The following is a 24,575-nucleotide window of genomic DNA, read 5'->3' as shown; positions in this document are numbered from 1 at the left end:
CCTGAGCGTTGGATTCCGGATCGAGGATCTGTCCCTGCCGAATCACGTTGTCCGCCAAGATGACCGCGCCGGGGCGGGCCAGTCGCACCGACCACTCCAGATAGGCGGGGTAGTTCTCCTTGTCGGCGTCGATGAAGATCAGATCGAAGGGACCGGTCACCGTCGGCAGCGTGTCCAGCGCGGCCCCGACGATCACCTCCACCCGATCGGCGAGGCCGGCCCGCTCCAGGTTGGCCCGCGCCACCTCGGCGTGCTTGGGCTCGTATTCCAGCGTCACCACTTGCCCTTGCGGGCCGGCGCCGCGCGCCAGCCAGATGGTGCTGAAACCGCCCAGCGTGCCGAGCTCGAGGATCCGGCGCGCGCCGATGGCACCGGCGAGCAGGCTCAAGAACTTTCCTTGCTGGACCGACACCGCAATCGGCGGCAATCCGGCCGCGCTGCTGGACTCCAGGGCCGCGCTCAAGGACGGATCGCCGTGCACCACCGTGCTGTCCAAAAATGCGTCGACGTCTTTGGGGGTTGGTTTCTCGGTCATGGCGCCCACGCTAGCCGCGCCCGACGGTGTGGCATGGGCAGTGGGGCCGATATCGAACGCGTCGCGCCGTTTACCGTATACCCATGGGGGGTATATAGTGAGAGGGCGGTCGACCCGCACCGCACGAGTCACCACAACGAGAAAAGGGTGAGTTAAATGGCAACTTACGAGGCCGGGACCGAATTGACCTGCGGCCACGAAGGCTGCGGTTGTCGCGTCCGCATCGAGGTTCCCTGCCACTGCTCGGGTTCGGGTGAGCCCTACCGCTGCACGTGCGGCGACGCGCTGACCCCCGTCAAGTAATCCGCCCGGCCGGTCGTGCGTTCGGGTCTGTGTCCGTGGGATTCATCGCCCGAACGTGCGACCGGTCAGCTCGACCGTGGCTTCCAGCCGCATCGATATCGCCGACGTACCCACCGCCGCCGTATAGGCGCCCGGGCGAATTCGCCAGCTCTTGGCGCTGCCGTCGTAACGGGCGAGCAGGCGCGGGTCCACCTCGACGCTGACCCGGTGGGTTGCACCGGACTCGAGCTGCACCCGCGCGAATCCCAGCAGGCGTAAGCACGGTTCATCGACGGCGGTCGTCAGGTACAGCTGGGCCACGTCCGCCCCGGCGCGGTCGCCGACGTTGACGATGCTGAAACTCGCGCGGATGGTTTCTCCGCCGCTGACCACCAGGTCGCGGTAGTCAAAGCTGGTGTAGGACAGCCCATGACCGAAGGCGAACATCGGTTCATGCCCGCGCTTGGCAAACCAGCGGTAGCCGACATCGGCTCCTTCGACGTAGTCGATCGTGGTGGGCGTCCCCCACGGCTTGTCGGCCCCGGGCAGCTGCGGGCGTGGCGTTTGGGCCAGCTCGACCGGAAACGTGATCGGCAGCCGGCCCGACGGATTCACCTGCCCGGTGAGAACCTCCGCGATGGCCCGGGCACCGGCCTGGCCCGGAAACCACGCTTGCACAACGGCGTTCACCTCGTCCCGCCATGGCATCGACACCGGATTGCCGGTCTGCAGGACCACGACGGTGTTGGGGTTTGCCGCCGACACCGCGGCGATCAGCTCGTCTTGACCCCACGGCAGCGAGAGGTCGGCGATGTCGAAGCCCTCGCCCTCCGCACGGACCGCAAACACGATCGTGATGTCGGCCCTGCGCGCCGCGCGCACCGACTCGGCGGGACTGATGCCGGGATCAAACTCGATCCGCGCGTGCGGCAGCTCTTTTCGCAACTCCTCCAGCGGACTCGGCGGCACCAGGTACAGATTGCGGAGCCCGGCTTCCAGGCCCGTGCCGCCGATGGGGACCACACCCGCGTATCCGCCCGCCGGAACGACGGTGCTGGACCCGTATCCGGCCGGCACACCCACCTGTGCATACCCCCCGATGACGGCGATGGTTAGGCTCGACCCGGGCGCCAGCGGCAACGCCCCCCGGTTGGTCAGGAGCACCGTTCCCTGCCGGGCGATGTCCAGCGCAATCTCGTTGTGCGCGGCCAGATCCGGCGCCGGCGCCGCATCGGCGTTGTCAACGCCGACGGCGAACATGGACCGCAGGATCCGGCGAACCATGTCCGACAGGCGCTCCTTGGTCAGCCGGCCGTCGGCGTACGCGTCGCGCAGCGGCGCACCGAACGACTCGGCCTGCCATAACAGCGCGTCGATCTGGGCCCCACACTCCTGATCGAGACCGGCCAGCGCGCACTGCCAGCTCGGCGTGGCACCCCAATCCGACATCACCCAACCGCGGTAACCCCAGGCACCTTTCAGCACGTCGTTGATCAAGACGGTGTTGGCCGCGGCGTAATCGCCGTTGATCTTGTTGTAGGCGGCCATCACGGCGCCGGGTTGCGCGCGCTCGATCGCCAATTCGAAGGCCAATAAGTCGGATTCGCGGTGAGCCGCGGGATCGATGACCGCGTCGAGGAAGTGCCGATTTGTTTCGTTGCAGTTCAACGAGTAGTGCTTGACCGTCGATATCACGCCTTGGCGCTGGATGCCATCGATCGACTCGGCGGCCATCGTGGCCGTCAAAAGCGGGTCCTCCGAATGGTATTCGAAATTGCGGCCGTTGCGCGGGTCGCGGGCCAGGTTCATCGCACCGGCGAGCTGGACGTTGAACCCGCGGCTGCGCGCTTCGCGGCCGATCACTTCGCCCGCGGCCCGGGCCAGGGCCGGATTGAAGCTCGCGGCCAGCGCCAGACCGGCGGGCAGCGCCGTGGCCGTGTCGCCCGGGCGGAAACCCGGGTTGGTGACGCCCAGGCCGGCGTCGCTCATCAGCAACGCCGGCACACCCAGACGGGGCACGCCCGGCACGTATCCCGCACTCATCGGCGTGTCCGCGGGGATGCGCTCGTCGCGGACCGGCCACATCTCGCCGGCCCCCATCACCGACACCAGCAGCGCGAACCGCTCGTCGTCGGTCATCCGGGCCTCGATGTCGCGTGCCCGTACATCGGGATCGGCCGGGCTCACCGCACGCCCTCTTTGGCGTAGACCACGCGCAGCACGTGCCCCAGTTCCGGTCCCATCACCAGCTCCGTCAACTCGCAGATCGTCGCAACGAACTCGGGGCCGTGCGGCGGATCGGCCTGGCACAAATGATGCGCCACTTCGTGCAGCATCACCAGCTCGCGCAGCGCCCAGTCGGCGGTATCGCGATCGGGAACCGCGATAACGCCTGTGCCGTCGCGGTTTTCGTAGTGCGCGGCGCTGGCGGCGCGCCGTTGCCGCACCCGCAGGGGCGCCACGGCCGGCCATCGTTGCCGCACCGCCGGGAGCGCCAGCACGTCGTCCACATAGCGTTGCGCGGACGCCACCGAGCCGAATCGTCCCTCCGGGGGGAGCGTCAACTGCGCGCCGAAGAACTCCACCACCGGTGAACCGTGCTGGGCGGCACGGTCGAACAGCGTCCGGACGAACTCCTCAGCCGCATAGACCTTGGAACGTTGAGAATCCCGCCGCGAGGAGTTCCCCGACGTCACCCGCTCAGCGCGCTCCGCGCCCCGGGAAGTTCGGGACTGTTGCCCAGCCGCGCTCGCTTGCCGGCCCGGTCCCCGGCGCGCCGCGCCGCCGACGAATACCCGGCCGACGCCCGGGCGGCCTGCCAGGTGCCGCGCGCCTTCGACGCGCCGCGGTAGTAGTCCACCAGCTCGACCTCCTTGTCCCGCAACGCGATGGCGGTGCCCGGCGACCGGCTGCGGTCCGCGGTGGCTTCTCGCCGGGCCTGGTCGCGGGCCTCGGTCAGCCGCTGGCCGACGCGTGCCCCGAACGCCAGCTGAAAGTTGAGCCGGGCGGTGATCGTCGGCGTGGGACGATGCGCACCCGAGGCCAGGTAGGCGTCCGACGCGCGCACCATCTGGACGACCAGGCTGGCGTACAGGGCGTGGCTGGCGTCGATGTCCTCGACGAACCCGTAGGCGTACACGAACGTCGAATTCGAGGCCACGTCGCAGCGCACGTCGTTGGCCGCGGCGATCAGCACGAACAGCTGCACATACGTGCGTAACCCCTTGGTGCCGGCGGCCCCGATGGTGATGGTGCGCTGCGTCGGCGTCTGCGCCGCCGACCGCTGGGCCGAATGGGAGCGCGCAACCGCGAGGTCGATCGACGCGGCCGTCGCGAGCCGCTGCGCCGCCGACATGAACGCATCGGCTTCGTGGGTGTTGTCGGTGCCCTCGGCCTGACGCAGCAGTGCGGCGATGCGCGCCAGCATCTTGTCGTCAGTCATGGCGCCAAAATACTGGAACGCGCCGACAGGCCCGCCTCACAGGCGAGCGGTGATCCAGGAGACCACGTCATCAAGCACCTGCTCGCGCTCGGGCTCGTTGAAAACCTCGTGGTAGAGCCCCGGGTAGACCTTCAACTCGACGTCGGTGGACCCCACGCACTCCACGAGACGCCGGCTGCCCGCGACCGAGATCAGCCTGTCCTGCTCCCCGTGCACCACCAGCAGCGGCGCCGTCAGGGCCGGTGCCCGCCGCGGCATGGTCTCGCCGACCAGCAGCAACGCGCGCCCGATGCCGGCCGGCGCCTTGCCGTGATACACCAGCGGGTCTTCTTTGTATGCGGCCACCACCGCGGGGTCCCGGGAGATGGCGTCGACGTCGAGTTCCTGCGCCGGCAGCCCGGGCAGGACGGCACCGAGCACCTTGGCGGCCAGCGCGAGCAGCGGCGAGACCTGGTCCTGGGCCGCGACCGCGGGCCCCGACAGCACCATCAGGTCGTAGTTGTCCGGGCGTTCGACCCCGTAGGCGAACACGATTCCGCCGCCCATGCTGTGCCCCAGCACGATGCACTTGAGGCCGTGGTGTTCCCGGGTGGCGATGCCGACCAGGGTGTCGAAGTCGGAGGTGTACTCGTGAATGTCGCGCACCAGTACCCGCTTACCGCCGGATCGGCCGTGTCCGCGATGGTCCAGCGCATAGGTCACCAGGCCGGCCTCGCCGAAGCGCCTTGCGACGTGGTCGTAGCGACGGGCGTATTCGCCGAGTCCATGCGAGAGCACCAAGACGGCTCGCGGGGCAGTGTCGGGCGTCCAAACGTCATAGACGATGCGCACACCACCGAAGCCGTCGAAACTGCGTTCGCTGCGGTTCACTCGGAGGTCCTAGTCATCATTGGGCAGCGTAATGGCTGCTGATTCGGGCCGGGTGCCCCGACACTGCGTAGGCTCTTGCGGATGAGCCTTCTCGCGCAAAACTCTGAAGGTGACCCGGTAACCGGCGAGGGTTTCACGGCGCGCGCCGAACCCTATCGCCGCGAACTGCTGGCCCACTGCTACCGAATGACCGGATCGCTGCACGACGCCGAGGACCTGGTGCAAGAGACCCTGCTACGGGCCTGGAAGGCGTACGACCGTTTCGAAGGCAAGTCCTCGATGCGGACGTGGTTGCATCGTATCGCCACCAATACCTGCCTGACCGCGCTAGAGGGACGCCAGCGCAGGCCGTTACCGGTGGGCCTGGGTGGTCCGAGTTCGGACCCGACAGCCGAGCTGGTGGAGCGACGTGAGGTGCCGTGGCTGGAGCCGCTGCCGGAGCTGACCGAGCACCCGGCCGACCCTTCGGTCGTCGTCGGGTCGCGGGAGTCGGTGCGGTTGGCGTTTGTCGCTGCGCTGCAATACCTCCCACCACGGCAACGGGCGGTACTGCTGCTGCGCGACGTGCTGCAGTGGCGCTCCGCCGAGGTGGCCGATGCGGTCGGAACCACCACCACCGCCGTGAACAGCCTGCTGCAGCGGGCCCGGTCTCAGCTCGAAGCGGTTGGTCCCAGCGCCGAAGACGAACTGGTGCAGCCGGATTCGGCCGAGGCGCAGGATCTGCTGGCACGCTACATCGCCGCGTTCGAAACCTACGACATCGACCGGCTGGTCGACATGTTCACCGCGGAGGCTATCTGGGAGATGCCGCCGTACACCGGCTGGTATCAGGGCGCGGGGTCCATCATCACCCTCATTCATCAGCAGTGCCCGGCGGAGGGCAGCGGGGACATGCGCATGCTGCCACTGATCGCCAACGGCCAGCCCGCCGCGGCCATGTACATGCGCGCCGGCGAGGTGCATGTTCCATTTCAGTTGCATGTGCTCGATGTGCGGGACGGCAAGGTGTCCCACGTGGTCGCCTTCCTCGACGACACGTTGTTCACAAAATTCGGCCTGCCCGGTTCACTGCCCGCCGACCAGCGGTGAGAGGGACGATTCCATGACGAACACCGTCCAGGTGACTCCGGCCCCTGGCAAGCCGGCCCTGCTGCTGAGCGCCTTTAGCCTGGCCGACGTGGGCTACTGCGTCGAGGAGTTCCTGGTCGCCGGCACGGCCAGCCGCTACACCCCCGTCGGCGAGCTGGGCCCCGATGGCCGTTGGGACGTAACACCTTCGGGCTCAGCTGATTTCACCACCCGCATCGTGGTATTGACGCCGTCCGACCCCGCCCGGTTCAACGGGACGGTGCTGGTTGAATGGCTCAATGTGAGCGGTGGCATCGACGCCGCCGCGGTGTGGATGATGGCGCACCGCGAGATGCTGCGTGCCGGTTACGCTTACGTCGCGGTCTCGGCTCAGCGGGTGGGAGTCGAGGGCGGCGAAAACCTGCTCGGCACGGACATGTCACTGAAAAGCCAATCCCCTCAACGGTATGCGTCCTTGCGCCATCCGGGCGACGCGTTCTCCTACGACATGTTCTCCCAGATCGGCGGGCTCATCAAGAGTGGCGAACACGACGCCGTCCTGCGGGGGTTGCCCGCCCAACGCGTCATCGCGCTGGGCGAATCCCAGTCCGCGATGTTTCTCACGACCTACGTCAACGCCGTCGACCCACTGGCCCACGTCTACGACGGATTCCTGGTGCACTCGCGCTTCGGCCCAGCCGCCCCGCTGGACGGCAGCTCGATCTTCGATGAGGAATCCTCTGCGACGCAGGCGGTTAAATTCCGCCCGGAACTGCGTGTCCCGCTGCTGACGGTCGTCACCGAGACCGACGTCTTCGGCGGCCCGCGCGACGGCTATTACTTCGCCAGGCAGCCGGACAGCGAGCGGCTGCGGCTCTGGGAGATCGCCGGTGCCGCCCACGCCGACAACTACACGATTCAGGTTGCCTTCATCGACAGCGGCTCGGCACCGCTCGAGACCATCGTGGCGGGCTACACGCCGACCAACATGTTGATGGGCCAGCAGCTGGCACACAACATCAACTTCGGCCCGCAGCACCATTACGTGGTGCAGGCGGCGGTGGCGGCGCTGAACACCTGGGTCACGACCGGCGAACCCGCCCCGGGCGCGGACCCGCTCGAGGTCCGCGTAAGCGCCGCCGGGCCGCAACCCGTTCCGGATGGCAACGGACTCGCCCGCGGTGGCATCAGGACCCCATGGGTGGACGTGCCAATCGCCAGGACCTCGGGCCTGGGCGGCGACGAGAGCATCATGTCGTCGATCTTCGGTTCCGGAGAGCTGTTCGACGCCAACACGATTCGGCGGCTCTATCCAGGCGGCGGCGCGCAGTACCTGGAAAGCTTCACCGCTGCCCTCGATGTGGCGATCGCGGCCGGGTTCATCCTGCCGGCCGACCGCGCCGAGATCCTGCAGCTCGCGGCCGCGACGTTTCCCGACCGCCGGACCTAGGTGTAATTGCCCGGCTCCTCACTCGCGCCGTTCCGGTGCTCGCCGTCGCCGGGCTAGGTGCGATTGCCCGGCTCCTCACTCGCGCCGTTCCGGTGCTCGCCGTCGCCGGGCTAGAACAGCCGGCTGTCCGGCGGCGGGCCCGGTACCGGGCGCACCAGGCCGGCCCCGGTGATCAGCGGCAGGTCCAGCGCGGACAGCAGTCCGGGCGGGGCCGCACATACCGCGGGAATGGCGTTGACCATTCGCGACGAGCCGGCGATGCGAGCCCCCAGGTCGTGGTCTGCGTCCTCGGCCATCTCGAATTCGCAGCGCATGCTCGGCGAGCCCTCGATCTCCACCCGGTAGAGCCCCTGCCCGGACGCCGGCCCGTAGCCGAGGTCCTTCGGCGCGATGGAGATGCGTGGCTGCGGCCAATCCCGGGCGATGTCGTCGCGCATGCGCGTCACGTGGTCGAGCACGAAAGTTGGCTTCCCGTCGACGTAACCGGTGAGAGTCGAGCGCATCGCGGCGATGGTTCCGGCGGCGATGTGACCGGTGGGGGTGTCGAAGGACTCGGTGGCGGGGATGCGCTCGTTGCTTTCCTCGATGTTGTCGATCTTCACGCCCAGCCCGGCGGCCAACTGGTGCAGCACCGGACCCCAGCCGAAGGTGAAGATCCCCGGTTGAGCCGCGAAGGCCGGGTAGTCCGGCTGCTGGCCGAATCCGAGGATCTCGTAGACGGCGGAGCGGTCCGGATAGGTCGCGTAATTGAACATCTCGGTCACCCGGACCGAGTCGATCACCCGGGAGACGCCGGTAAGGACCAGGGGCAGCACGTCATTGGCGAACCCGGAATCGATGCCCGTGGTGAAGAACGAGGCACCTCCGTCGATCGCGGCCTGGCGCAGCGGGCCGGTGAACGCGGCGTCGACGGCGTCGGGAAACACCAGCGGCACCACCGAGCACGACACCACGTTCTTTCCGGCCCGCAGGATGGACACCATGTCCTCGACGGCCTCCAGTGGCCGCAAGTTCGCGCCGGCCGCGTACACCACCGCGTCGGCGTCACCGGCGAGCAGGGCCGCCGGATCCTGGGTAGCCACCACGCCGACGGGGGCGATGCCACACAGCTCTCCCGCATCGCGACCGGCTTTCGCATCGCTGTGCACGACGACGCCGACCAGTTGCAGCTCCGGATGGTCGATCACCCCGCGCAGGGCGACCAGGCCCATCGAGCCCGGCCCCCATACTCCCACCTTGAACACGCCAATCTCCTAATATTAGGACATACAGTGTCGTATTTTGGACGGATCGTAAGGAGGTGGCGGTGGATACGTCAATGGCCGAGACCCGGCGCGAATCGGGTGCCAAATCACCGCCCACCGCCCGGGTGATGAACGTCCTTGCCGCCCTGGCGAATTCGCAACCCGGGCTAACCTCGACCGAGCTGGCGAAGACCTGCGCGATCAGCACATCGACCTGTGCCCTGGTGCTGGCCGAACTGGAACGCCGGGCCTGGGTGGCGCGGCGCGACGATCGCCGCTACGTGCTGGGCAGCGGATTGTTCGGACTGGTTCACGGGCTGCGCCAGCAGTTCCCGCTGCTGGACCGCGGGCGTGACGCGCTGCGCTTCCTGCACCACACGCTCGGCGCGGGTTGCTCGATGTCGAGGATCGGCGCCCGGCACCTGACCACCGTCGACGCGGTCGGCCATGGCACCGACGGCGAGCATGCCGTGGGGCAACGCTTCCCCATCGATCCGCCGTTCGGTCTGGTCGCCATGGCCTGGCGCGACGACGACTTCGTCGAGGCGTGGTTGCATCGCGTGATACCCAGGCTGACCCGCACCGAGATCGCCGAGCACCGGCGGGTACTCGGCGATATCCGCGCGCGCGGGTACGGCGCGTGGCGGTTCGACGACACTCACCGGTCGCTGCACACCCGGCTTGCCGACGTGCTGGCCTCGCTGGAGCCGACGGCGCAGGTCACCCGCCAACTCACTACGCTGATGACGATGGTGACCCTGCGTTCGGTCACCGACGTGCTCGAGACCGAGTTGGCCACAACGGAATTCGTCGTCCTGCCGATATTCGCCCAAGACGGCCAGCCGGAGTACCAGATCGAGATCCACCTGGGTCACTCCACCGGGCTTACGTTGCCGGAACTCGACAGGGCGCTTCGGCACGCCCAAGGGCTGCTCGCCGCGGCCGTGGTCTGACGCGACAACAGATTAGGCTGGGGTGATGCCGGCCACCACGGAGATCAAGGCTGCGGGAACCCGGGCCGTCACCAGCACACCGTGGCTGACATCCCGGCACTCTTTCTCTTTCGGCGACCACTATGACCCCGGCAACACCCATTTCGGGCTGCTGCTGGTGAACAACGACGACATCGTCTCGCCCGGAACGGGATTCGACACCCATCCGCACCGGGATATGGAGATCGTGACCTGGGTGCTGCGCGGCGAACTGTCGCATCGCGACTCCGCGGGCAATCGAGGCGTGATCTATCCCGGTCTGGCGCAACGCATGTCGGCCGGCAGCGGAATCCTGCACTCCGAGCGAAACGACTCCCCCACTGAGCCGGTTCATTTCGTGCAGATGTGGGTGGTCCCCGATGAGAGCGGCGTCGAGCCGAGCTACCAGCAGGATGAGATCGACGAGAAGCTGTTGGAGGGCAATCTTGTGACGATCGCCTCAGGCATGTCCGCGCATGACGCCGCGATCGCCCTGCACAACCGCAACGCAGCGCTGCACGGGACGCGGTTGGCGGCCGGTGCGGCGGTTGACCTTCCGCAGGCTCCCTACCTGCACCTTTTCGCGGCCCGGGGCCGGGTCGAGGTGGAGGGAATCGGCGCGGTGGCCGAGGGCGATGCCGTGCGATTCACCGACGCCGACGGCCGGCGCGTGTCGGCGACCGAGCCGTCGGAACTGCTGATCTGGGAGATGCACGCGAAGCTGGGTGACTGAGGCCATAGAGGGCCGGCTCCACAGCCCATAGAGTGGGCTCGACAGACAGGAGTCGGCATGCCTCAATCGCACCCGCAGCACGCGGCGCCCAACCCCAACCGGAACATCAAGGCGATCCGCACCGTGCGGTTCTGGGCGGCACCCCTGGTAATCACCGTGGCGTTGATGTCGGCACTGTGTGCGCTCTATCTCGGCGGCATTTTGAACCCGACGACCAACCTGCGTCATTTCCCCATCGCGGTGGTGAACGAGGACGCCGGCCCGGGCGGCGCACAGATCGCCGACCGCCTGGTCAATGGGTTGGACAAGAACAAGTTCGACGTCCGCGTGCTCTCCCGTGGCGAGGCCAAGCACCAAATGGACACCGGCCGGGTGTACGGCCAGGTGCTGATACCGCCGAGCTTCTCGTCGAAGTTGCGGGACTTCGCGACCAGCGCGGTGCTGCCCGCCCGCGCGGACCGGCCGTCGATCACGGTCTCCACCAATCCGCGGGCCGGCACGCTCGGCTCAAGCATCGCCGGTCAGACCCTTAACACGGCGATGGGGATGGCCAACGGCATAGCCGGGCAACGGGTTATGGCGGAGGTGGCCGCGCAGACCGGCGGGGCACCGCTGGCCGGGGCGGCGCAGGTGGGCCTGAGCGCCCCCATCGACATCCAGTCGAACGTGTACAACCCGCTGCCCAACGGCACCGGCAACGGCTTGTCCGCCTTCTACTACGCGCTCTTGCTGCTGCTGGCCGGATTCACCGGCAGCATCGTGGTCAGCACGCTTGTGGACGCGCTGCTCGGTTATGTACCGGCCGAATTCGGCCCGGTGTACCGGTTCGCCGAGCAGGTGAGGATTTCCAGATTCCAGACCCTGCTGCTGAAGTGGGCCATGATGGTGCTGCTCGGGCTGCTCACCTCGGCGGTGTACCTGTCGATCGCCGACGGGCTCGGCATGCCCATCGACCACAGCTGGCAACTCTGGGCGTTCGGAGTCTTCGCCATCGCCGCCGTGGGCATCACTTCCAGTTCCCTGCTCTCGGTGCTAGGCACGGCCGGAATGCTGGTCAGCATGCTCATCTTCGTGATCCTCGGTCTGCCGTCGGCGGGCGCCACGGTGCCCCTGGAGGCCACACCGTCCTTCTTCCGCTGGCTGGCCGAATTCGAGCCGATGCACCAGGTCTTCCTCGGGGCCCGGTCGCTGCTCTACTTCGGCGGCCGTGGCGATGCCGGCCTGACCCAGGCCCTGACCATGACGACGATCGGCCTCGTCATCGGGCTGCTGCTCGGCGGCATCGTCACACACCTCTACGACCGCAAGGGCTTTCACCGGATTCCGGGCGCGGTCGAACTGGCGATCGCCCAGGAGCACCAGGCGCAGCACCAGGCCCGCCGCGGTAAGCACGCGGAGGCGGCCGCCGTCGTGCCGGCCAAAGCCGAGTCCGCGGAGGAAACCGAGCGGGCCGGACACACCGACACCGCCACCGAACCCGCCGCCGCCGAACCCGAAAGTTCAAGCGAGCAAGTGTAATTCGCACGTAGCCCCGCCGTCACTGCAACGTTATCTTTGTTGACAGTGTGACTTTTGAGGCTGATGATGTTTCTGTTGCATCCAGCTCCAGGCGGAAAGGGCTATCGTGCTGACCCGACGCGCCAGCTTCCGCCGGCTCTCGGCGTGCTGCGCCTCCGCCATCGCCTGCGTCGCGCTGGCCATCACCTCGGGACAGCCACTGGCCCGGGCCGCCGACGGCCGCGACCTGCTGGCCAACGCCATCGGCAGCACCCGCGGTTCCTACCTGGTCTACAACTTCGGCCCCGGACATCCCGCGCCGATGCTCAACGCCGGCGGCAGCTGGTACGAGATGAACAATGGCGGCCACCTGATGATCGTCAAGAACGCGGCGGGACGCCTGTCGCCGCGCCTCCTGGTCGACACGCACCAGGGCGATCAGGCCCGGTGCGAGAACAACCCGGGGGCCCGCACCGGCGAGGGCCTCTGGCAGGCCTCGGAGCTCTACGCACCGTTGCAGGCCTGGCAGCGCATGGGCCAGCCCACCATCGCGATCAACGCCAATTTCTTCGACGTCCGCGGACAAAAGGGCGGATCGTGGCGCCAGACCGGCTGCAGTTCACCGCTGGGCGCCTTCGTCGACAACACCCAGGGCCAGGGCCGCGCCAACCAGGCGGTCACCGGCACCGTCGCCTACCCGGGCAAGCAGGGCCTGTCCGGTGGCGGCGAAAGCTGGAGCGCGCTGTCAACCATGATCCTGCCGTCCGGAGGCGCGCCATATGTGGTGTGGCCCAAGACAAAGAGCGACTATGACGCCGCCACTCCCGTGGTCGCCGACCTGCTGAACAAGAACGAGAGATTCGTCGCGGTCTCGGGCATCGGGCTGTTGGCGCCCGGCAACACCGGACAGCTGCACGACGGCGGCCCCAGCGCGGCCCGAACGGCCATTGCCTACTCCAGGCAAAAGGACGAGATGTACATCTTCGAGGGCGGCAACTACACCCCCGACAACATGCAGGACCTGTTCCGCGGACTCGGCAGCGATAACGCCGTGCTGCTCGACGGTGGCGGCTCGTCGGCGATCGTGCTGCGTCGCGACACCGGAGGCATGTGGGCCGGCGCGGGATCACCGCGCGGATCGTGCGACACCCGCCAGGTGCTCTGCGACTCACACGAGCGGGCGCTGCCCAGCTGGCTCGGATTCAACTAGCAACGGCCGCAGCAGATTCCGCCGCCGGCCCTAACCGGAAGATCAGCAGGCTGGCTGCTATCACTACCGCGGTGACCACGAACACCGGGGCGATCACGTATCTCGACATCGTCGCACCAAAGAACGCGCCGGCGCACATGGTGGCGACTACGCCGATGCGCAGCCTGCGGCGTTCACCGGTCCCGCCGGCCAGACGACTGTCCAGTCCGAGGCTGACGATCGTCGACGTCAGCACCGTGGTGGACAGCTCCTGAATGCCGAACTGGCGCGCGCTCGAGTGTTGTAGGCCGAACGTCACCGCGAGCATACCGATCATGATCAGCTTCGAATTCCCTTGGTAGCGCAGCACTCCCACACCCGCCAGGATCGCCAGCGACACCAGCAGCACGATCTCGGTCGCCAGTACCGTGCTGATCCAGGTTCGCGTGCGGATGCCGAAATGGCGTGCGAGCCGGCCGCTGACGATCGTCGTGCAGATGAACGTCGGCAGAGCCACCACGACGGCGGTCAGGTCAATGGTGGTGTTCGGAGCCAGCCAGAATCCGAGGAAGATCACGTTGCCGGTCATATTGGCGACGAACACGTGGCCGAGCGCCAGGATACTGATCGAGTCGGCCAACCCGGTGGCGAAGGTCAACAGCAGCAACGCTGCTACGGTCCATCGTTCGGATACCGGAGACGTGACAGCCATGCGGTGCAGTATATTTCGGCTGCGCCGGCGGCCGCCGCTAAACTTTCGGCGTCAGATCCAGCGAAGTGATCGTCGTCATCCTGGTCACCAGCCAACGGTCGTGGGCGCGCTTCAAGAACAGCCGGTAGGACAGATACTTCAGCGACGGGACGTTCTTGGTCAACGGGCTGGTGGAGGTCGTATTGGTGTAGACGATGACTGCGGCGTTGGGGTCGTCGAGCGTTTCGACCGCCGCGCCGGTGACCTCCGTACTGTTGGTGATCTTGGCCTGCTTGTTGGGGGCCACGATCGCGTCGACGAATTTACGGTACTGCGCTTCGAAATCGCCGCTGAGATAGCGGGATGCGCGGTCGGCCAGCGTGTCCATGTTTTCCGGCGTGTACGTCCACAGCGTGGTGATGGCATTGGCCGCGGTCCGGGCGACGTTCAGTTTCGTTGCGGCGACGGCCCGGTCGGACAGATACGGCTGCATCATCGCGCCGGCGAACGCGGCGGATCCGACGAACAGCAGGGCGGCAGTCGTGGCGACGGCGGCCCAGACCTTACCGGCCCGCCGCTTTTTGCGCGCGCCGTCGGCCGGCGGCGTGTCGGCGGCCTGCTCCGCGTCCTCGCCGGTGGTCTCGTCCTCGTCGGCCGGCTCGGTGCCGGCGTCGTCCGCGCTGGCCGCCGAGTCTTCGGGTTCCGTTGTGGCATCCGGTTTTTCGTCGCTTGAACCCGGGCTGTCGCCCTCTGCCGCCTTAGTCGCCTCGTCCTCGGGGACGGCTGTGCTCTTTTCGGCGGTCACGTCACCTGCTGCAGGCTGCTGATCTTCCACTGGTTCCCTTCCTGCGTCGCGGTTGCCGCCCAGCGATTGGCGTTCTGCACTACCTGTCTTTCATCCGGCGACTTGGTGGTGATCGCCGTGGCCACCATGACATTGACGCTGCCGTCGTCGTTCCACCGCTCCAGGCCGGCGTCCAGGACGGTGCCGGTGGCCGGTTCGGCCCGGGCGACCTGAAGGAGGATCTCGTTGGCGTTCTTCTGGTATTGCTTGGCGAAGTCGCCGGTTGCCTGCGCCAAGATCCGGTTCACGTAGTCGTTGGCGTGGAACGGATCGATGGAGGTGAACTGGGTCATGAAGCCGCTCACGTAGTTCAGCACCTCGCGGTCCTTCGACGCGGTCCGCTCCCGGGATGCATGCGAGGCGAGCATTAGCGCGCAGGCCGTGATCGCCGCCACCATCAGCACCGCGGCGACGGTGCTGGCCAACGGCACCAGCCATGGTCGCGGCGGCTCGACCTCGACCGGGCGGGCGACGAGCAGCGGTCGCTCCTCGGGCGCAAATCTGCGGCGCGGACTCATTTACCGCTCCCGGGCTGCCTCGGCTTGGTCAGCACGTTGAGATCGTCGACGCGCCAGGTGTTTCCGCCACCCTTGGCAAAGTTCACCCGCACCGTGGCGCTGATGTAGCGCTGCTCGGGCCCAACGCCGCGCCGGCCCTGCATGAACAGCAGCATCGTCGCCCGATCCGGGCTCGCCGACTCGATCGAGCTGTTGGTGACCCAATACTCGTTGATCACCGGCTTCCCCTTCTGGACCAAGTCCTGCTGGGCCGCCAGCTGGGACCGATATTTGTCGGTCGCCAGCGACAGTGCCCGGGCGAAGTCGTCGTGCAGCGACTTGGGGTCATACGTCAGCATCTGGGCGACCATCTTGGGTCCCTGCGTCGCGAGCTGGGCGCGGGTCTCATCGCTCGCCCGGTCCGCGGAGTACACCACGAAGAAGCTCACGGCGGCCCCGGCCACGCAGAGGATCACCGCGCTCGACACGGCGACCGCGCTCCAGCGCCGGATGTGGGGCGGGGTCGTGTCCGGTTCGAGGCGGCGCACTTCGGTGCGCGCCAACATGTCGGCGAAGGTGCGGCGACGTGAATCCCACAGGGGCCACAGCCATCCCACGAGCGACGCGATGTCGAGCAGGTGGGCGAGGTCTCGAAGCAGCAGCGTCCAGGGGTCCGGAGCGGCGCCGGTACGTCGTGTCACCGAGATACCCACCAGCGCGCGGCCAAGGCTCCAGCCGGTAATCACCGGGAGCAAGAGCCGGTTGACCAGAACCAGCAGGGTCACTGCGCCGAGCACCGAGATGGCCAGCCACCACCACACGCCGCCCGCCGGCACGGTGAACGACACCAATGCCAGGGTCGTCACCACGGCGATGCCGGGCAGCACGTCGACTGCGAATGCGGTGACGCGAGAACGCCAGGGCGCCAAGGTTTCCCGCGGTGACTCCTGGATTGCCGTGGGTGCAGTCGGTTCGACCACCACCGTCACTTCGTCACCTGGTCGAGCTTGGAAATCTTGTACTGCCCCTCGGCGAAGGCCATTTTCACGCGCAACCTATAGCCGGATTCGTTCTGGTTCTGATCGCTGGCCACCTTGACGCGCAGCGCGACCAGAATGTCGATCGAACCGTCGGGGTTGTTGCGTTCGACAGCCGCCCGCACATCCGACACCTGAACGTGGACGTTCGCGGCCTGATACGCCTGCACGAGCATGCTGGTGTACAGCAACGCCTGCGAGCGGAAGGCGTCCGTGCCGCAGTCGATGATCTTCTGCTCGCTGGCGGTCATCGCGTTGGTGTCCGGCGCCTGGGTCGCCGACACGCATTCCACCGCGGCCTTCAGCGCCGCGTCGTCGTTGCGGGCCGTGCGTTGGGTCTGGTGGTGGTAGTGCAGCGCGAGGTAGCCACCCGCCCCCACGGCGCCGGCGCACAGCACCAGCAGTGCGGCGATGGCGGCCAGCCATCCGCGGCCCACCCGGGACGGACCGCGAGGTGTTGCCACGACGGGCTCGCCGGATTCCGCGTCATCCTTGGCAGCGTCGTCGGACTCGGACCGCTCAGCGTCGACGTCGGCATCACCATCGGTGGATTCCACGGGGTCCCCGGAGGCGTCCTGCGGATCGCTCTGCGCGGATCCCGTCTCGGGTGCCGTCGAATCCTCGTCCTTGTCCTGCGTGGTCAACGAATCGTCCGTGTCGATGGGGTTCAGCCGGCTGGTGCCAGCATCTCCTTCCATCCATCGTCTCCTGTTCTGGTCGAGTTCTCGACGGAGTATTTCACTCCGTCTGGCCCTACCAGTTCACCGCTTTGGGGACTGTAGATCGCCGAGGGAGGCCCACTGGGTTTGTAGACACAGGGGTTGGGCTGCTGCCCATTGCACTGCACGGTACCCGACCCCGGCCGGGATAACGGATCGCTGGTCGGCGGCGGTGTGCCCGGGACGCGGTCCGAGGGTGCCGGGTTCATCCCGTTGTTTATCGACGGCGCGGGGATCACCATGCCTGGCCGGACCGATTGATCACAGCGCGCCGCGGGCGCGGGGCAGGTCAGGGTCTGGTTGGGGTCGCCGTACCACGGGTTGGTACCCGCGGGCACATACGGCTTGGGGTCACGGCATTCCCGCGGAGTCGCGGCCCGTTTGCCCGGAATGTCCGTACACGGGATGTTGCGCGAACCGCGCACGCTGTTGGCCGGGGTCTCCATCGGGATCTTGCAGTACGTGCCCGTGGGCAACGGCTGGATGCTGGTGTCGGCCGGTGACCGCCACTCTGGGGCCGGGATGAAGCCGGTCAGGCAGGGCGGCGGCTGGTTGATCGACAGCGCCAGGTCGAGCGCGGCCATGTTGGGGAACGGCGCGGCCACCGTCTGGGCGATCGATGCACCTTGCGGAAGGAACACCAGGACCTGCTCGACGCCGGTGTGGTACCGCTTGAGCAGGTCGAACACCACCTCAAGGTTGGCCAGCGTCTGCGGCAGCGAATCCCGCACGTCGTTGAAGACCGAGTTGACCTGGTCGGCCGTCGGCGCCGCCTGGCGCAGCAGACTCTTCAGGTGCTGATCTTCCTGCGCGGACTGGGCGCCCAGCCTGTTCAGGTTGCGGGCCCAGCGCTCGATGGCGTCACCCGATTTGACCTGGCTGTCCAGCACCGGGCCGGAGTTCTGGATGATGTTGTTGACGTCGGTCATCTGGTTCTTGAAATCGCCGACGATGGCCTGCGTGGCGTCGACCAACCGCTGCAGGTTGGGGCCCAGCCCGCCGACGGATTGCGCCGTCTCGTCGAGCAGCTGACCGATCTTCTCCTTCGGCAGCACGGATAGCCCGCGGTTGGCCGTATCCAGGGCCGGCCCGATCTCGGCGGGCACGGTGCCCTTCGTGATCGTCTGTCCCTCCGACAGGTACTTGCCGGGGGTTCCGGACGAGGTCAGGTCCAGGTACTGCTCACCTACGGCCGAGACCGAGTGCACGTTGGCCGTCGCATCGATCGGGATCTTGTAGTGGCTGTCGATGCTCATCGTCGCCAGGGCGCCGTGCTCGGTCGGCTCGACATCGGTGACCTTGCCGATCGTGATGCCGCGATAGGTGACATTGGCCGTGGGATACAGCCCGCCCGATGCGGGCAGGTCGGCCTTCAGCGTGTAGCGGCCGATGCCGACCAGGCTCGGGATCTGCAGGTAGTAGATCCCGAGGACGAGCAGCGAGATGACGGTCAGGATCCCGAAGGCGATCAGCTGGCGTCGGATGAAGGGAGTCAGCAATTCCTGTCCCCCCTTTCCACGAGCGGTCCACCCGGTGCGTCATTCGGGTTCGGCGTGTAGCGCACGTCGGGGATCATCGTCTCCGGATCGCGCCCGAACGACTGCTCGAGCGCCCGCAGTGCTCCCGACAATCCCGTTCCGGTGAGGAAGGCGTTGTCGACCGCGCTGTAGGTCAGGTCGAGCGTCAGCGAGATGTTGATGTAGTCACCGCGGAAGATCTTCGGGACCGTGTCGATGTCGAACGGCTGGGTGAGGATCAACTTCAGCGCGCCGATCAGGTATGGCGAGGCCTTGCCGAGCTCCTTCAGCGGGCACTGCAGCGCCTGCAGGTCGGTGTGCAGCGGCCCGCGCGCCTCCGACAGATACTGGTCGGCGGCCTGGCTGAGCCGTCCCACCGAATCGACGGCGTTGATCAGCAGGTTCTTGGTGTCGGCGAAGTGCTTGATCAGCGGCGGGATGTCGGTGAGCACCCGATCCAGGACGTCGGCCCGGCCACCCACGTAGGTCAGCAGCCGGTTGGTCGAATCGATCGCGTGTGTGATGTCGTCGCGCTGCGCGTTGAGCTGGTTGGTGAAGGTGTCCAGCTTGCCGAGCAGGGCCCGGATCGCCTCGCCGCGTCCGTTGAAGATGTTGTAGATCTCGTTCTGCAGCACCTCCAGGTTGGGGATGCCGCCGCCGCGCAGGATGAGCGACAGGCTGGCCAGCGTCTGCTCGGTCGTGGGATACGAGGTCGAGTTCTTCAGCGGAATGGTGTCGCCATTCTTGAGCAGTTCGGGCGACGGGTTTGGGGGGGCGGCGAGCTCGACGTGCTGCGAACCCAGCAACGAGGTCTGGCCGATCCTGGCGGTGGCGTTCTTGGGCAGCTTGACCTTTTTGTCCAAGCCCAGGGTCAGGGTGGCGATCCAGTTCTTCAGCTTGATCTCCTTGATCGAGCCGACGAACACGTCCGCGACCATCACCTTGCTGTTGCCGTTGATCGCCAGGGTGTCCGGCACCTGCACGTAGACGGTCATCGCGCCCGAGCCGCTGCCGGGGCCGCCCGGGATATTGACGTTGGAGATGCCTTTCCAGCCACACGAGCTAAGCACCATTGCGGCGGTCAACAGGATCAGCCCTTGCCAGCTCCGATGGCGGATCACGCGAATCGCGGCCCTCATCGGCCGGCGGTCCGGCTTGCCCCTCGCGCGTAGCGCGCTCGTCGCGCGGCTCACTGGCCACCTCCAAAGTCAGCGGGCGACGCGGGCCCGCCCGCGTTCGGTGCGGGCGCGGACACCGGCGCCGGTGTCGGGGCGACCGGCCCCGGAACCACGTTCGGCCCAGGCGGCGGCGGCGGGATGGGAACTTGCGGCGGAACCTGGCCGATGACGGGTGCGATCGGGTTCTCGTCGTAGGCATTCGGCGGCCCCGGTGGGGTCTGCAACGTCGACTGGACCGGCGCGATGTTCGGTCCGCCCATCAGCTCATTCAGCGAGTCCGGGGTCATCAGGCCCGCGGTGATAGGCCCGACCTGCTGACCCTGCATGCCCGGGGCGACGATCCAGCCCGGCTGGGTGTTGCGGTGGGACGTCGGGGTGTCCGGCACCCAGATGCCCGGCACGGTGGTGTCCTTGTAACCATTCGGCGGATGCAGCCGATCCTCGGAATAGGCGACTTCCTTGGGCAGCGTCTCGGCCGTGCTGAACAGGTTCAAGCCGAAGGGTGGGTAGTTGAACTTGATCGCGTCGAGGATCGGCGCGAGGTACTGCGCGCACAGCTCGGCCGACTCTTGGTAGCCCAGCCGGCTGCCGGCCTGGATCGCGCTACAGATGAACTGCATCGGGTTGGCGAAGTTGGTGATCGACGGGATGGCGACCACCGAACCGTGCGACGGGTGATAGATCTGGTTGATGTTCGACGCGGCCGTCGGCAGGACGTGCAGCGCGGTCTCCAGTCCGTTCAGCGGATCGGGTTGCAGCAGCGCGTTCGTGGCGGTCTCCAGGTTGTTGATGTCTTGGACCAGCACCCCGCGGTTCTGGTCCAGCCAGGGCCGAACGGTGGTCAGCAGGCTGTCGAACTGCTGAATGGCGTTGGCCAGGTCGCTGTCGGAATGCGCGAGATGCGTGGTGAAATCGGCCAGGTTCTGGTTGAGCGCGACGAACTGCTGGTCGTCGTTGTGCAGCGCGTTGACGAACAGGGCAAGGCTGCGCACCACCGCGAAGAAGTCGCCGCGACCCTCGTTCAACGCCGTCAGCGCCTGCGACAGGCTGCTGAGCGTGTTGTTGATCTGCTTGCCCTTGCCGGCCAGCCCATCGGCGAACGACTCGATCACCTCACCGAACGGGCCCTTCGGCTGCTCGGGTGTCGGTCCCAGCTTGGAGATGATGTTGGTGATGCTGTTGCGTAGCTGGTCCCACTCCACCGGAACCTGCGTGCGCTCTTCGGGGATCACCGCGTTGTCGGCGAGCACCGGACCGCCCTTGTAGGCGGGTTCCAGCTGGATGGCCCGCGACGCCACCAGGGTGGGGTTCAGGATCACCGCCGAGGCGTTGGCGGGGACCCGGTATTGGTTCTCGTAGTGGAACGTGACCTTCATCTTGTTGCCGACCGGCTCGATCTTGTCGATCGCGCCCACCCGCAGCCCCATGATCTGGACCTTGTCGCCCGGGTACAGCGCGTTCGCCGCCGGGAAATAAGCCACCACGGTGTTGGTGGTCACCTTCTGGTACAGCCGCCATCCGACGTAGCCGACGACGATCGCCAGAATCACCACCACCGACGCGATGATCACCGATGCCCTTGTCAGCTTCGGTAGCCGCACATTGCGGATATCAAAGATGGTGCTCAATTCTGGCTACCTCCCCCCGCTGCGCCACTGCCGCCGGATCCCCCGGGATTGATGAACGGTGCCGGCAGCTGGTTGCCCGGCCCGGGCGGGGCCGGCGGCCCCGGCGGGAAGCCCGGCGCGAACGTCGACGGCGGCGGCGTCGGTCCCGCCGGCGCGAGGTTCTCGGTACGCGCACCCGGGGGTGCCTGCGCCGGCAACGGCACCGGCGTCCCCGGAACGTCGGGTGGCGGATCGCCCGGCCGGCCCGCGATCGGGATGCCCGGCGTCGGCGGCAGACCAGCGGGGTTCGGCGGCGACGTCATCACGTCGACCGGCGCCGGGAAGCCCGGCCCACCGAACGGTCCTGTCACCGCACCCGCACACGGCAACGGATTCCACGGCCGCGGCAGACCCTCGTCCCCGATGGTGACGTTGCCCCCGGGGTTCGCTGGACTGTACGAGCACGGCGATCCCGGCGGGACGGCCGGACCCGGGTGATCCGGCGTGCCCTCCAGCACCGGCGGTGCCGGCGGCGGCGCGCCGTTGGGGAACCGGGTGCCGTTGGGGTCGGGCCACCGGAATTCCGGCAAGGCCGCACTGCGCCAGAAGTTCTCCGGATCGATGCCGCGCTTCTTGAAGGCGGCATCGACCCAGGGCTGCGAGATCTGGTAGAGGGCCAGGTTGTGCAAGACCACCTTGAAGAACGGTCCCGAGGCGATGGCCTCGTTCAGCGACGGCAGGAACTTGCCGACCTCCGTGAAACCGTTGGCCAGGTCGTCTTTGCGCTGCACCAGGATGTCGCTGACGGTGCGCAGCTGTTCCAGCACGTGGTTCAGGTTCGGGTTGTCGTTGATCAGGCCCTTGACCTGTTCGGAGAACGCCGCGACGTTGCCGAGCAGGGCGTCGATCGCCTGGCCGCGCTCATTGAAGGCGGCCAGCAGCGTCTTGGCGTTGACCAGCAACCGGTCGATCTGATCGCTGCGATCACCGAGGATGCCGGCCACCTTGTTCGCCTGCGCGAGCAGGTGCTTGACCTCTTCGTCGCGCTTGCCGATGGTGGCGGAGAACTTCTCCACACCTTCGAGCGCCGGGCTCAGGTGCGGATAGGTCTGGTCGATGGTCTGCGACAGCACGTGCAGAGACTGCTTGACGGTGTCGATGTCCCAGCCCTGAGCGGCCTTGGTGACGTCGAAGAACGCGTCGTAGATCTGGTAGGGCGTGGTGCTCTGGCCGATCGGCAATGTCCCGCCCGGCTTCAGCGTCTGGTTGCCGCGCGGCTCGAGTTCGAGAACCTTCTTGCCGAGGATGGTGTCGGTCTTGACTGCGATCCGGCTCTCGGTCCCGAAGCGTTCGGTGCCCGCGTTGAATTGAACCGCGATGTGATCGCCGTCGATCTTGAGAGCCTCCACCTTGCCGACGTCCACGCCGGCGATGCGCACCTTGTCGCCCTTGCTGAGGCCACCGGTGTCGCTGAACTGCCCGTAGTAGTGCGGTTTGGCCATCAGCATCGGGACACTGGTGAAGCTCTGGCCCACGCCGATCACCAGCAGCGTCACGACGATGCCCATCAGACCGATGCGAACCCGGTTGGGTGGTTCCAGTGTTCTCATTGCGGCGTGCACCTACCCGTCGGCTGCTGGAACAGCCGGACCGTGCGGACCGGGCCACCGGCCTGCAGGCCGTTGATCTTCAGGGTGATGTCGCAGGCGTAGAAGTTCACGAAGTCCCCGTAGGACCCGATGGCGCGCCCGATCATGTTCAACGCCGTCGGCACCTTCTTGAGGAAGTCCTGCAGTTGGTCCTGCTGGTCGATCAGCGGCTGTTGCACCGCGTCCAGGTAGTTGAGCGTGTTGTGCAGCAGGCCGCGGTCCTCGGCCAGCAGGTCGGCAACCGTGCCGGCGGCGTTGCTGATGTGCGCGGTCCCCCCGGCCAGTTGGTCACCGTGGTCCTTCAGACCGGTGATCAAGACCTCCAGGTTGTTGATGGTCTGGTCGAACTGCTGCCGGTGCCGGACTGTCGTGTCCAGCACCGTGTTCAGGTTCCTGATGACCTCGCCGATGGCCTGGTCGCGTTCGCCGAGCTGGTTGGTCAGCTGCGCGGTCTGGTCGAGGATGTCGTTGATGGTGCCGCCCTGGCCCTGGAACACGGTGACCAGCGCACTCGCGATGGTGTTGACCTTTTGCGGGTCGAGCGCCCGGAACAGCGGTTTGAACCCACCGATCAGGGCGTCGAGGTCGAGCGCCGGCTGGGTGCGTGACAGCGGGATGAACCCGTTGGGCGGCAAGACCTTGTCGGCCCCTTCGCCCTGGCCGCGCTTGAGCTCCAGGTAGCGGTTACCGATCAGGTCGAGGTAGCGGATCTGGGCGCTGGTCGACTGGTACAGCGGGATCGAGCGATCGACGTTGAATTTCACCAGCGCCCGCTTGCCGCCGTCGACCAGCTTTACCGTGTCGACCTTCCCGACCTCAACACCCGAAGCACGGACGAACTGGCCTGCGCGCAGGCCGCTGACGTTGGTGAACTCGGCCGAGTATTTGCTGGTGCGGTCGAAGCGCATCTGACCGAACACCACGATGATCATCACAGTGAAGACCAGCAGCACCACCGAGAAGATGCTGAGTTTGACGAGGGTTCCGGTGATTTTCATGGGTTGATCGTGTTATCCCCTACCTGGCGGCCCCAGACGTACTCGATCGCATACGGCGATCCGGTGTCGAGGTGGTTGTACGGCGCGAGGCTGTTGCCGGAGTCCATCACCAGCTCCGGTGCGGGCCACAGGTCGTGGGTGAGGGGTTGCCAGCAACCCGGCGCACCGCCTGGGCCGCCGCGCGCGTTCACCCGAGGCAGGTTTTCCGGGAACACGTAGGGGTTGGGCGCACCGCCGATCAGGCCGGCCGCGCCGCCGAGCCCCATGGTCAGCGCGGTGATGGCTACCAGCGACAGTGGGTTCGCGACCAGTCCCAGGCCGGACAGCGCCTGGGTGTGGGCGACCAGCGAGTAGCCGTTGCCGCCCAGGAAGGCCGAGGCCTTGGGTTCGATGTCGTGGTAGTTGCGCACCGTGCAGAACAGCTCGGGGCTGTAGGTGTCCAGCAGTTCCGCCGTGGGCACCAGGTCGGCGGCGCCGCGGGCCAGATACGGCCCGCCCTTGTTGAACAGGTCCGCGCCCGTGTTGCCGAACCCGGCCGCCGACAACAACGCCTGATC

The 24,575-nt window shown here is 67.2% G+C and carries 23 protein-coding genes and 1 pseudogene; 7 read left to right on the top strand and 17 right to left on the bottom strand.

Going from position 1 to position 24,575, the window contains the following annotated elements:
- Window positions 1–535: O-methyltransferase (locus tag A5652_RS03165; protein WP_067346546.1), on the bottom strand; the 535-nt coding region annotated here is incomplete at its 3' end.
- Between the two features lie 156 nt (window positions 536–691).
- On the opposite strand from A5652_RS03165, the gene A5652_RS26370 reads away from it, so the two are divergent.
- Window positions 692–838 (top strand): metallothionein, encoded by a 147-nt coding sequence (locus A5652_RS26370; RefSeq protein ID WP_067124138.1) that lies wholly within the window; start codon window positions 692–694, stop codon window positions 836–838.
- Between the two features lie 42 nt (window positions 839–880).
- Here A5652_RS26370 and A5652_RS03160 read toward each other — a convergent pair whose 3' ends face one another.
- Genes A5652_RS03160 through A5652_RS03145 form a run of 4 tightly spaced genes read right to left on the bottom strand, consistent with a single transcriptional unit; the run spans window position 881 to window position 5,129 of the window.
- Window positions 881–2,956 (bottom strand): beta-glucosidase, encoded by a 2,076-nt coding sequence (locus A5652_RS03160; protein ID WP_067346549.1) that lies wholly within the window; start codon window positions 2,954–2,956, stop codon window positions 881–883.
- 44 nt (window positions 2,957–3,000) lie between these two features.
- Window positions 3,001–3,513 carry a TIGR04338 family metallohydrolase gene (locus A5652_RS03155; protein WP_067346544.1) on the bottom strand — a complete coding sequence of 171 codons (513 nt, stop codon included), beginning with the start codon at window positions 3,511–3,513 and terminating at the stop codon, window positions 3,001–3,003.
- The gene (locus A5652_RS03150; protein ID WP_067346542.1) at window positions 3,510–4,259 is read right to left on the bottom strand and encodes a DUF2786 domain-containing protein; all 750 of its coding nucleotides are present in this window, start codon (window positions 4,257–4,259) and stop codon (window positions 3,510–3,512) included. Before A5652_RS03150 ends, A5652_RS03155 begins: the two co-directional genes overlap by 4 nt.
- Before the next feature lie 36 nt (window positions 4,260–4,295).
- The gene (locus tag A5652_RS03145; protein WP_067346539.1) at window positions 4,296–5,129 is read right to left on the bottom strand and encodes an alpha/beta hydrolase; all 834 of its coding nucleotides are present in this window, start codon (window positions 5,127–5,129) and stop codon (window positions 4,296–4,298) included.
- 60 nt (window positions 5,130–5,189) lie between these two features.
- Here A5652_RS03145 and A5652_RS03140 point away from each other — a divergent pair.
- Window positions 5,190–6,218, top strand: a pseudogene (locus tag A5652_RS03140) (sigma-70 family RNA polymerase sigma factor); the annotation flags it as partial.
- 13 nt (window positions 6,219–6,231) lie between these two features.
- Window positions 6,232–7,647, top strand: coding sequence for an alpha/beta hydrolase domain-containing protein (locus tag A5652_RS03135; RefSeq protein ID WP_067346534.1), 1,416 nt, complete (start codon window positions 6,232–6,234; stop codon window positions 7,645–7,647).
- Between the two features lie 110 nt (window positions 7,648–7,757).
- On the opposite strand, the gene A5652_RS03130 is transcribed toward A5652_RS03135, so the two are convergent.
- On the bottom strand, window positions 7,758–8,891 hold the full coding sequence (locus A5652_RS03130) for a dihydrodipicolinate reductase (RefSeq protein WP_082983751.1): 1,134 nt from the start codon (window positions 8,889–8,891) through the stop codon (window positions 7,758–7,760).
- A gap of 128 nt (window positions 8,892–9,019) precedes the next feature.
- Between A5652_RS03130 and A5652_RS03125 the strand changes: the two genes are divergently transcribed.
- From A5652_RS03125 to A5652_RS03110, 4 genes are all read left to right on the top strand, one after another.
- Window positions 9,020–9,844: a MarR family transcriptional regulator gene (locus A5652_RS03125; protein WP_369805740.1), complete on the top strand. Its 825-nt coding sequence runs from the start codon at window positions 9,020–9,022 to the stop codon at window positions 9,842–9,844.
- Window positions 9,845–9,869: 25 nt separating this feature from the next.
- A complete protein-coding gene (locus tag A5652_RS03120) occupies window positions 9,870–10,595 on the top strand; it encodes a pirin-like bicupin family protein (RefSeq protein WP_067346527.1) in 726 nt (241 codons plus the stop codon).
- Window positions 10,596–10,652: 57 nt separating this feature from the next.
- Entirely contained in the window at window positions 10,653–12,113 is a 1,461-nt protein-coding gene (locus A5652_RS03115; RefSeq protein ID WP_067346525.1) for a YhgE/Pip domain-containing protein, read from the top strand.
- A gap of 79 nt (window positions 12,114–12,192) precedes the next feature.
- Window positions 12,193–13,302 carry a phosphodiester glycosidase family protein gene (locus A5652_RS03110; protein ID WP_156745126.1) on the top strand — a complete coding sequence of 370 codons (1,110 nt, stop codon included), beginning with the start codon at window positions 12,193–12,195 and terminating at the stop codon, window positions 13,300–13,302.
- Here the strand turns inward: A5652_RS03110 and A5652_RS03105 are convergent.
- From A5652_RS03105 to A5652_RS03055, 11 genes are all read right to left on the bottom strand, one after another.
- Window positions 13,295–13,993, bottom strand: a complete 699-nt coding sequence (locus tag A5652_RS03105) for a YoaK family protein (RefSeq protein ID WP_067346521.1) — start codon at window positions 13,991–13,993, stop codon at window positions 13,295–13,297. The two genes, A5652_RS03110 and A5652_RS03105, sit on opposite strands and share 8 nt — an antisense overlap.
- 37 nt (window positions 13,994–14,030) lie before the next feature.
- Window positions 14,031–14,807 carry a mammalian cell entry protein gene (locus A5652_RS03100; protein WP_067346519.1) on the bottom strand — a complete coding sequence of 259 codons (777 nt, stop codon included), beginning with the start codon at window positions 14,805–14,807 and terminating at the stop codon, window positions 14,031–14,033.
- Window positions 14,774–15,334 (bottom strand): mammalian cell entry protein, encoded by a 561-nt coding sequence (locus A5652_RS03095; protein ID WP_067346517.1) that lies wholly within the window; start codon window positions 15,332–15,334, stop codon window positions 14,774–14,776. The genes A5652_RS03100 and A5652_RS03095 overlap by 34 nt, the downstream gene beginning before the upstream one ends.
- Complete coding sequence (locus tag A5652_RS03090; RefSeq protein ID WP_067346514.1) at window positions 15,331–16,302, bottom strand: RDD family protein; 972 nt, start codon at window positions 16,300–16,302, stop codon at window positions 15,331–15,333. The genes A5652_RS03095 and A5652_RS03090 overlap by 4 nt, the downstream gene beginning before the upstream one ends.
- Window positions 16,299–17,048 carry an Mce protein gene (locus A5652_RS03085; RefSeq protein WP_067346512.1) on the bottom strand — a complete coding sequence of 250 codons (750 nt, stop codon included), beginning with the start codon at window positions 17,046–17,048 and terminating at the stop codon, window positions 16,299–16,301. Before A5652_RS03085 ends, A5652_RS03090 begins: the two co-directional genes overlap by 4 nt.
- Window positions 17,018–18,568, bottom strand: a complete 1,551-nt coding sequence (locus A5652_RS03080; protein WP_067346510.1) for an MCE family protein — start codon at window positions 18,566–18,568, stop codon at window positions 17,018–17,020. The genes A5652_RS03085 and A5652_RS03080 overlap by 31 nt, the downstream gene beginning before the upstream one ends.
- Window positions 18,562–19,725, bottom strand: coding sequence for a virulence factor Mce family protein (locus A5652_RS03075; protein WP_067346508.1), 1,164 nt, complete (start codon window positions 19,723–19,725; stop codon window positions 18,562–18,564). Before A5652_RS03075 ends, A5652_RS03080 begins: the two co-directional genes overlap by 7 nt.
- 50 nt (window positions 19,726–19,775) lie before the next feature.
- Window positions 19,776–21,392, bottom strand: coding sequence for a virulence factor Mce family protein (locus tag A5652_RS03070; protein WP_067346506.1), 1,617 nt, complete (start codon window positions 21,390–21,392; stop codon window positions 19,776–19,778).
- On the bottom strand, window positions 21,389–22,981 hold the full coding sequence (locus tag A5652_RS03065) for a virulence factor Mce family protein (RefSeq protein ID WP_067346504.1): 1,593 nt from the start codon (window positions 22,979–22,981) through the stop codon (window positions 21,389–21,391). Before A5652_RS03065 ends, A5652_RS03070 begins: the two co-directional genes overlap by 4 nt.
- Window positions 22,978–24,018, bottom strand: coding sequence for a virulence factor Mce family protein (locus A5652_RS03060; RefSeq protein ID WP_067346501.1), 1,041 nt, complete (start codon window positions 24,016–24,018; stop codon window positions 22,978–22,980). The genes A5652_RS03065 and A5652_RS03060 overlap by 4 nt, the downstream gene beginning before the upstream one ends.
- The coding region (locus A5652_RS03055; RefSeq protein WP_197513722.1) for an MCE family protein at window positions 24,015–24,575 on the bottom strand (561 nt) is incomplete at its 5' end. The genes A5652_RS03055 and A5652_RS03060, both read right to left, overlap by 4 nt.

The sequence above is a fragment of the Mycobacterium sp. 1165178.9 genome (assembly GCF_001673555.1).
GTDB lineage: Bacteria > Actinomycetota > Actinomycetes > Mycobacteriales > Mycobacteriaceae > Mycobacterium.
This window is presented reverse-complemented; position numbering and strand designations above follow the sequence as displayed.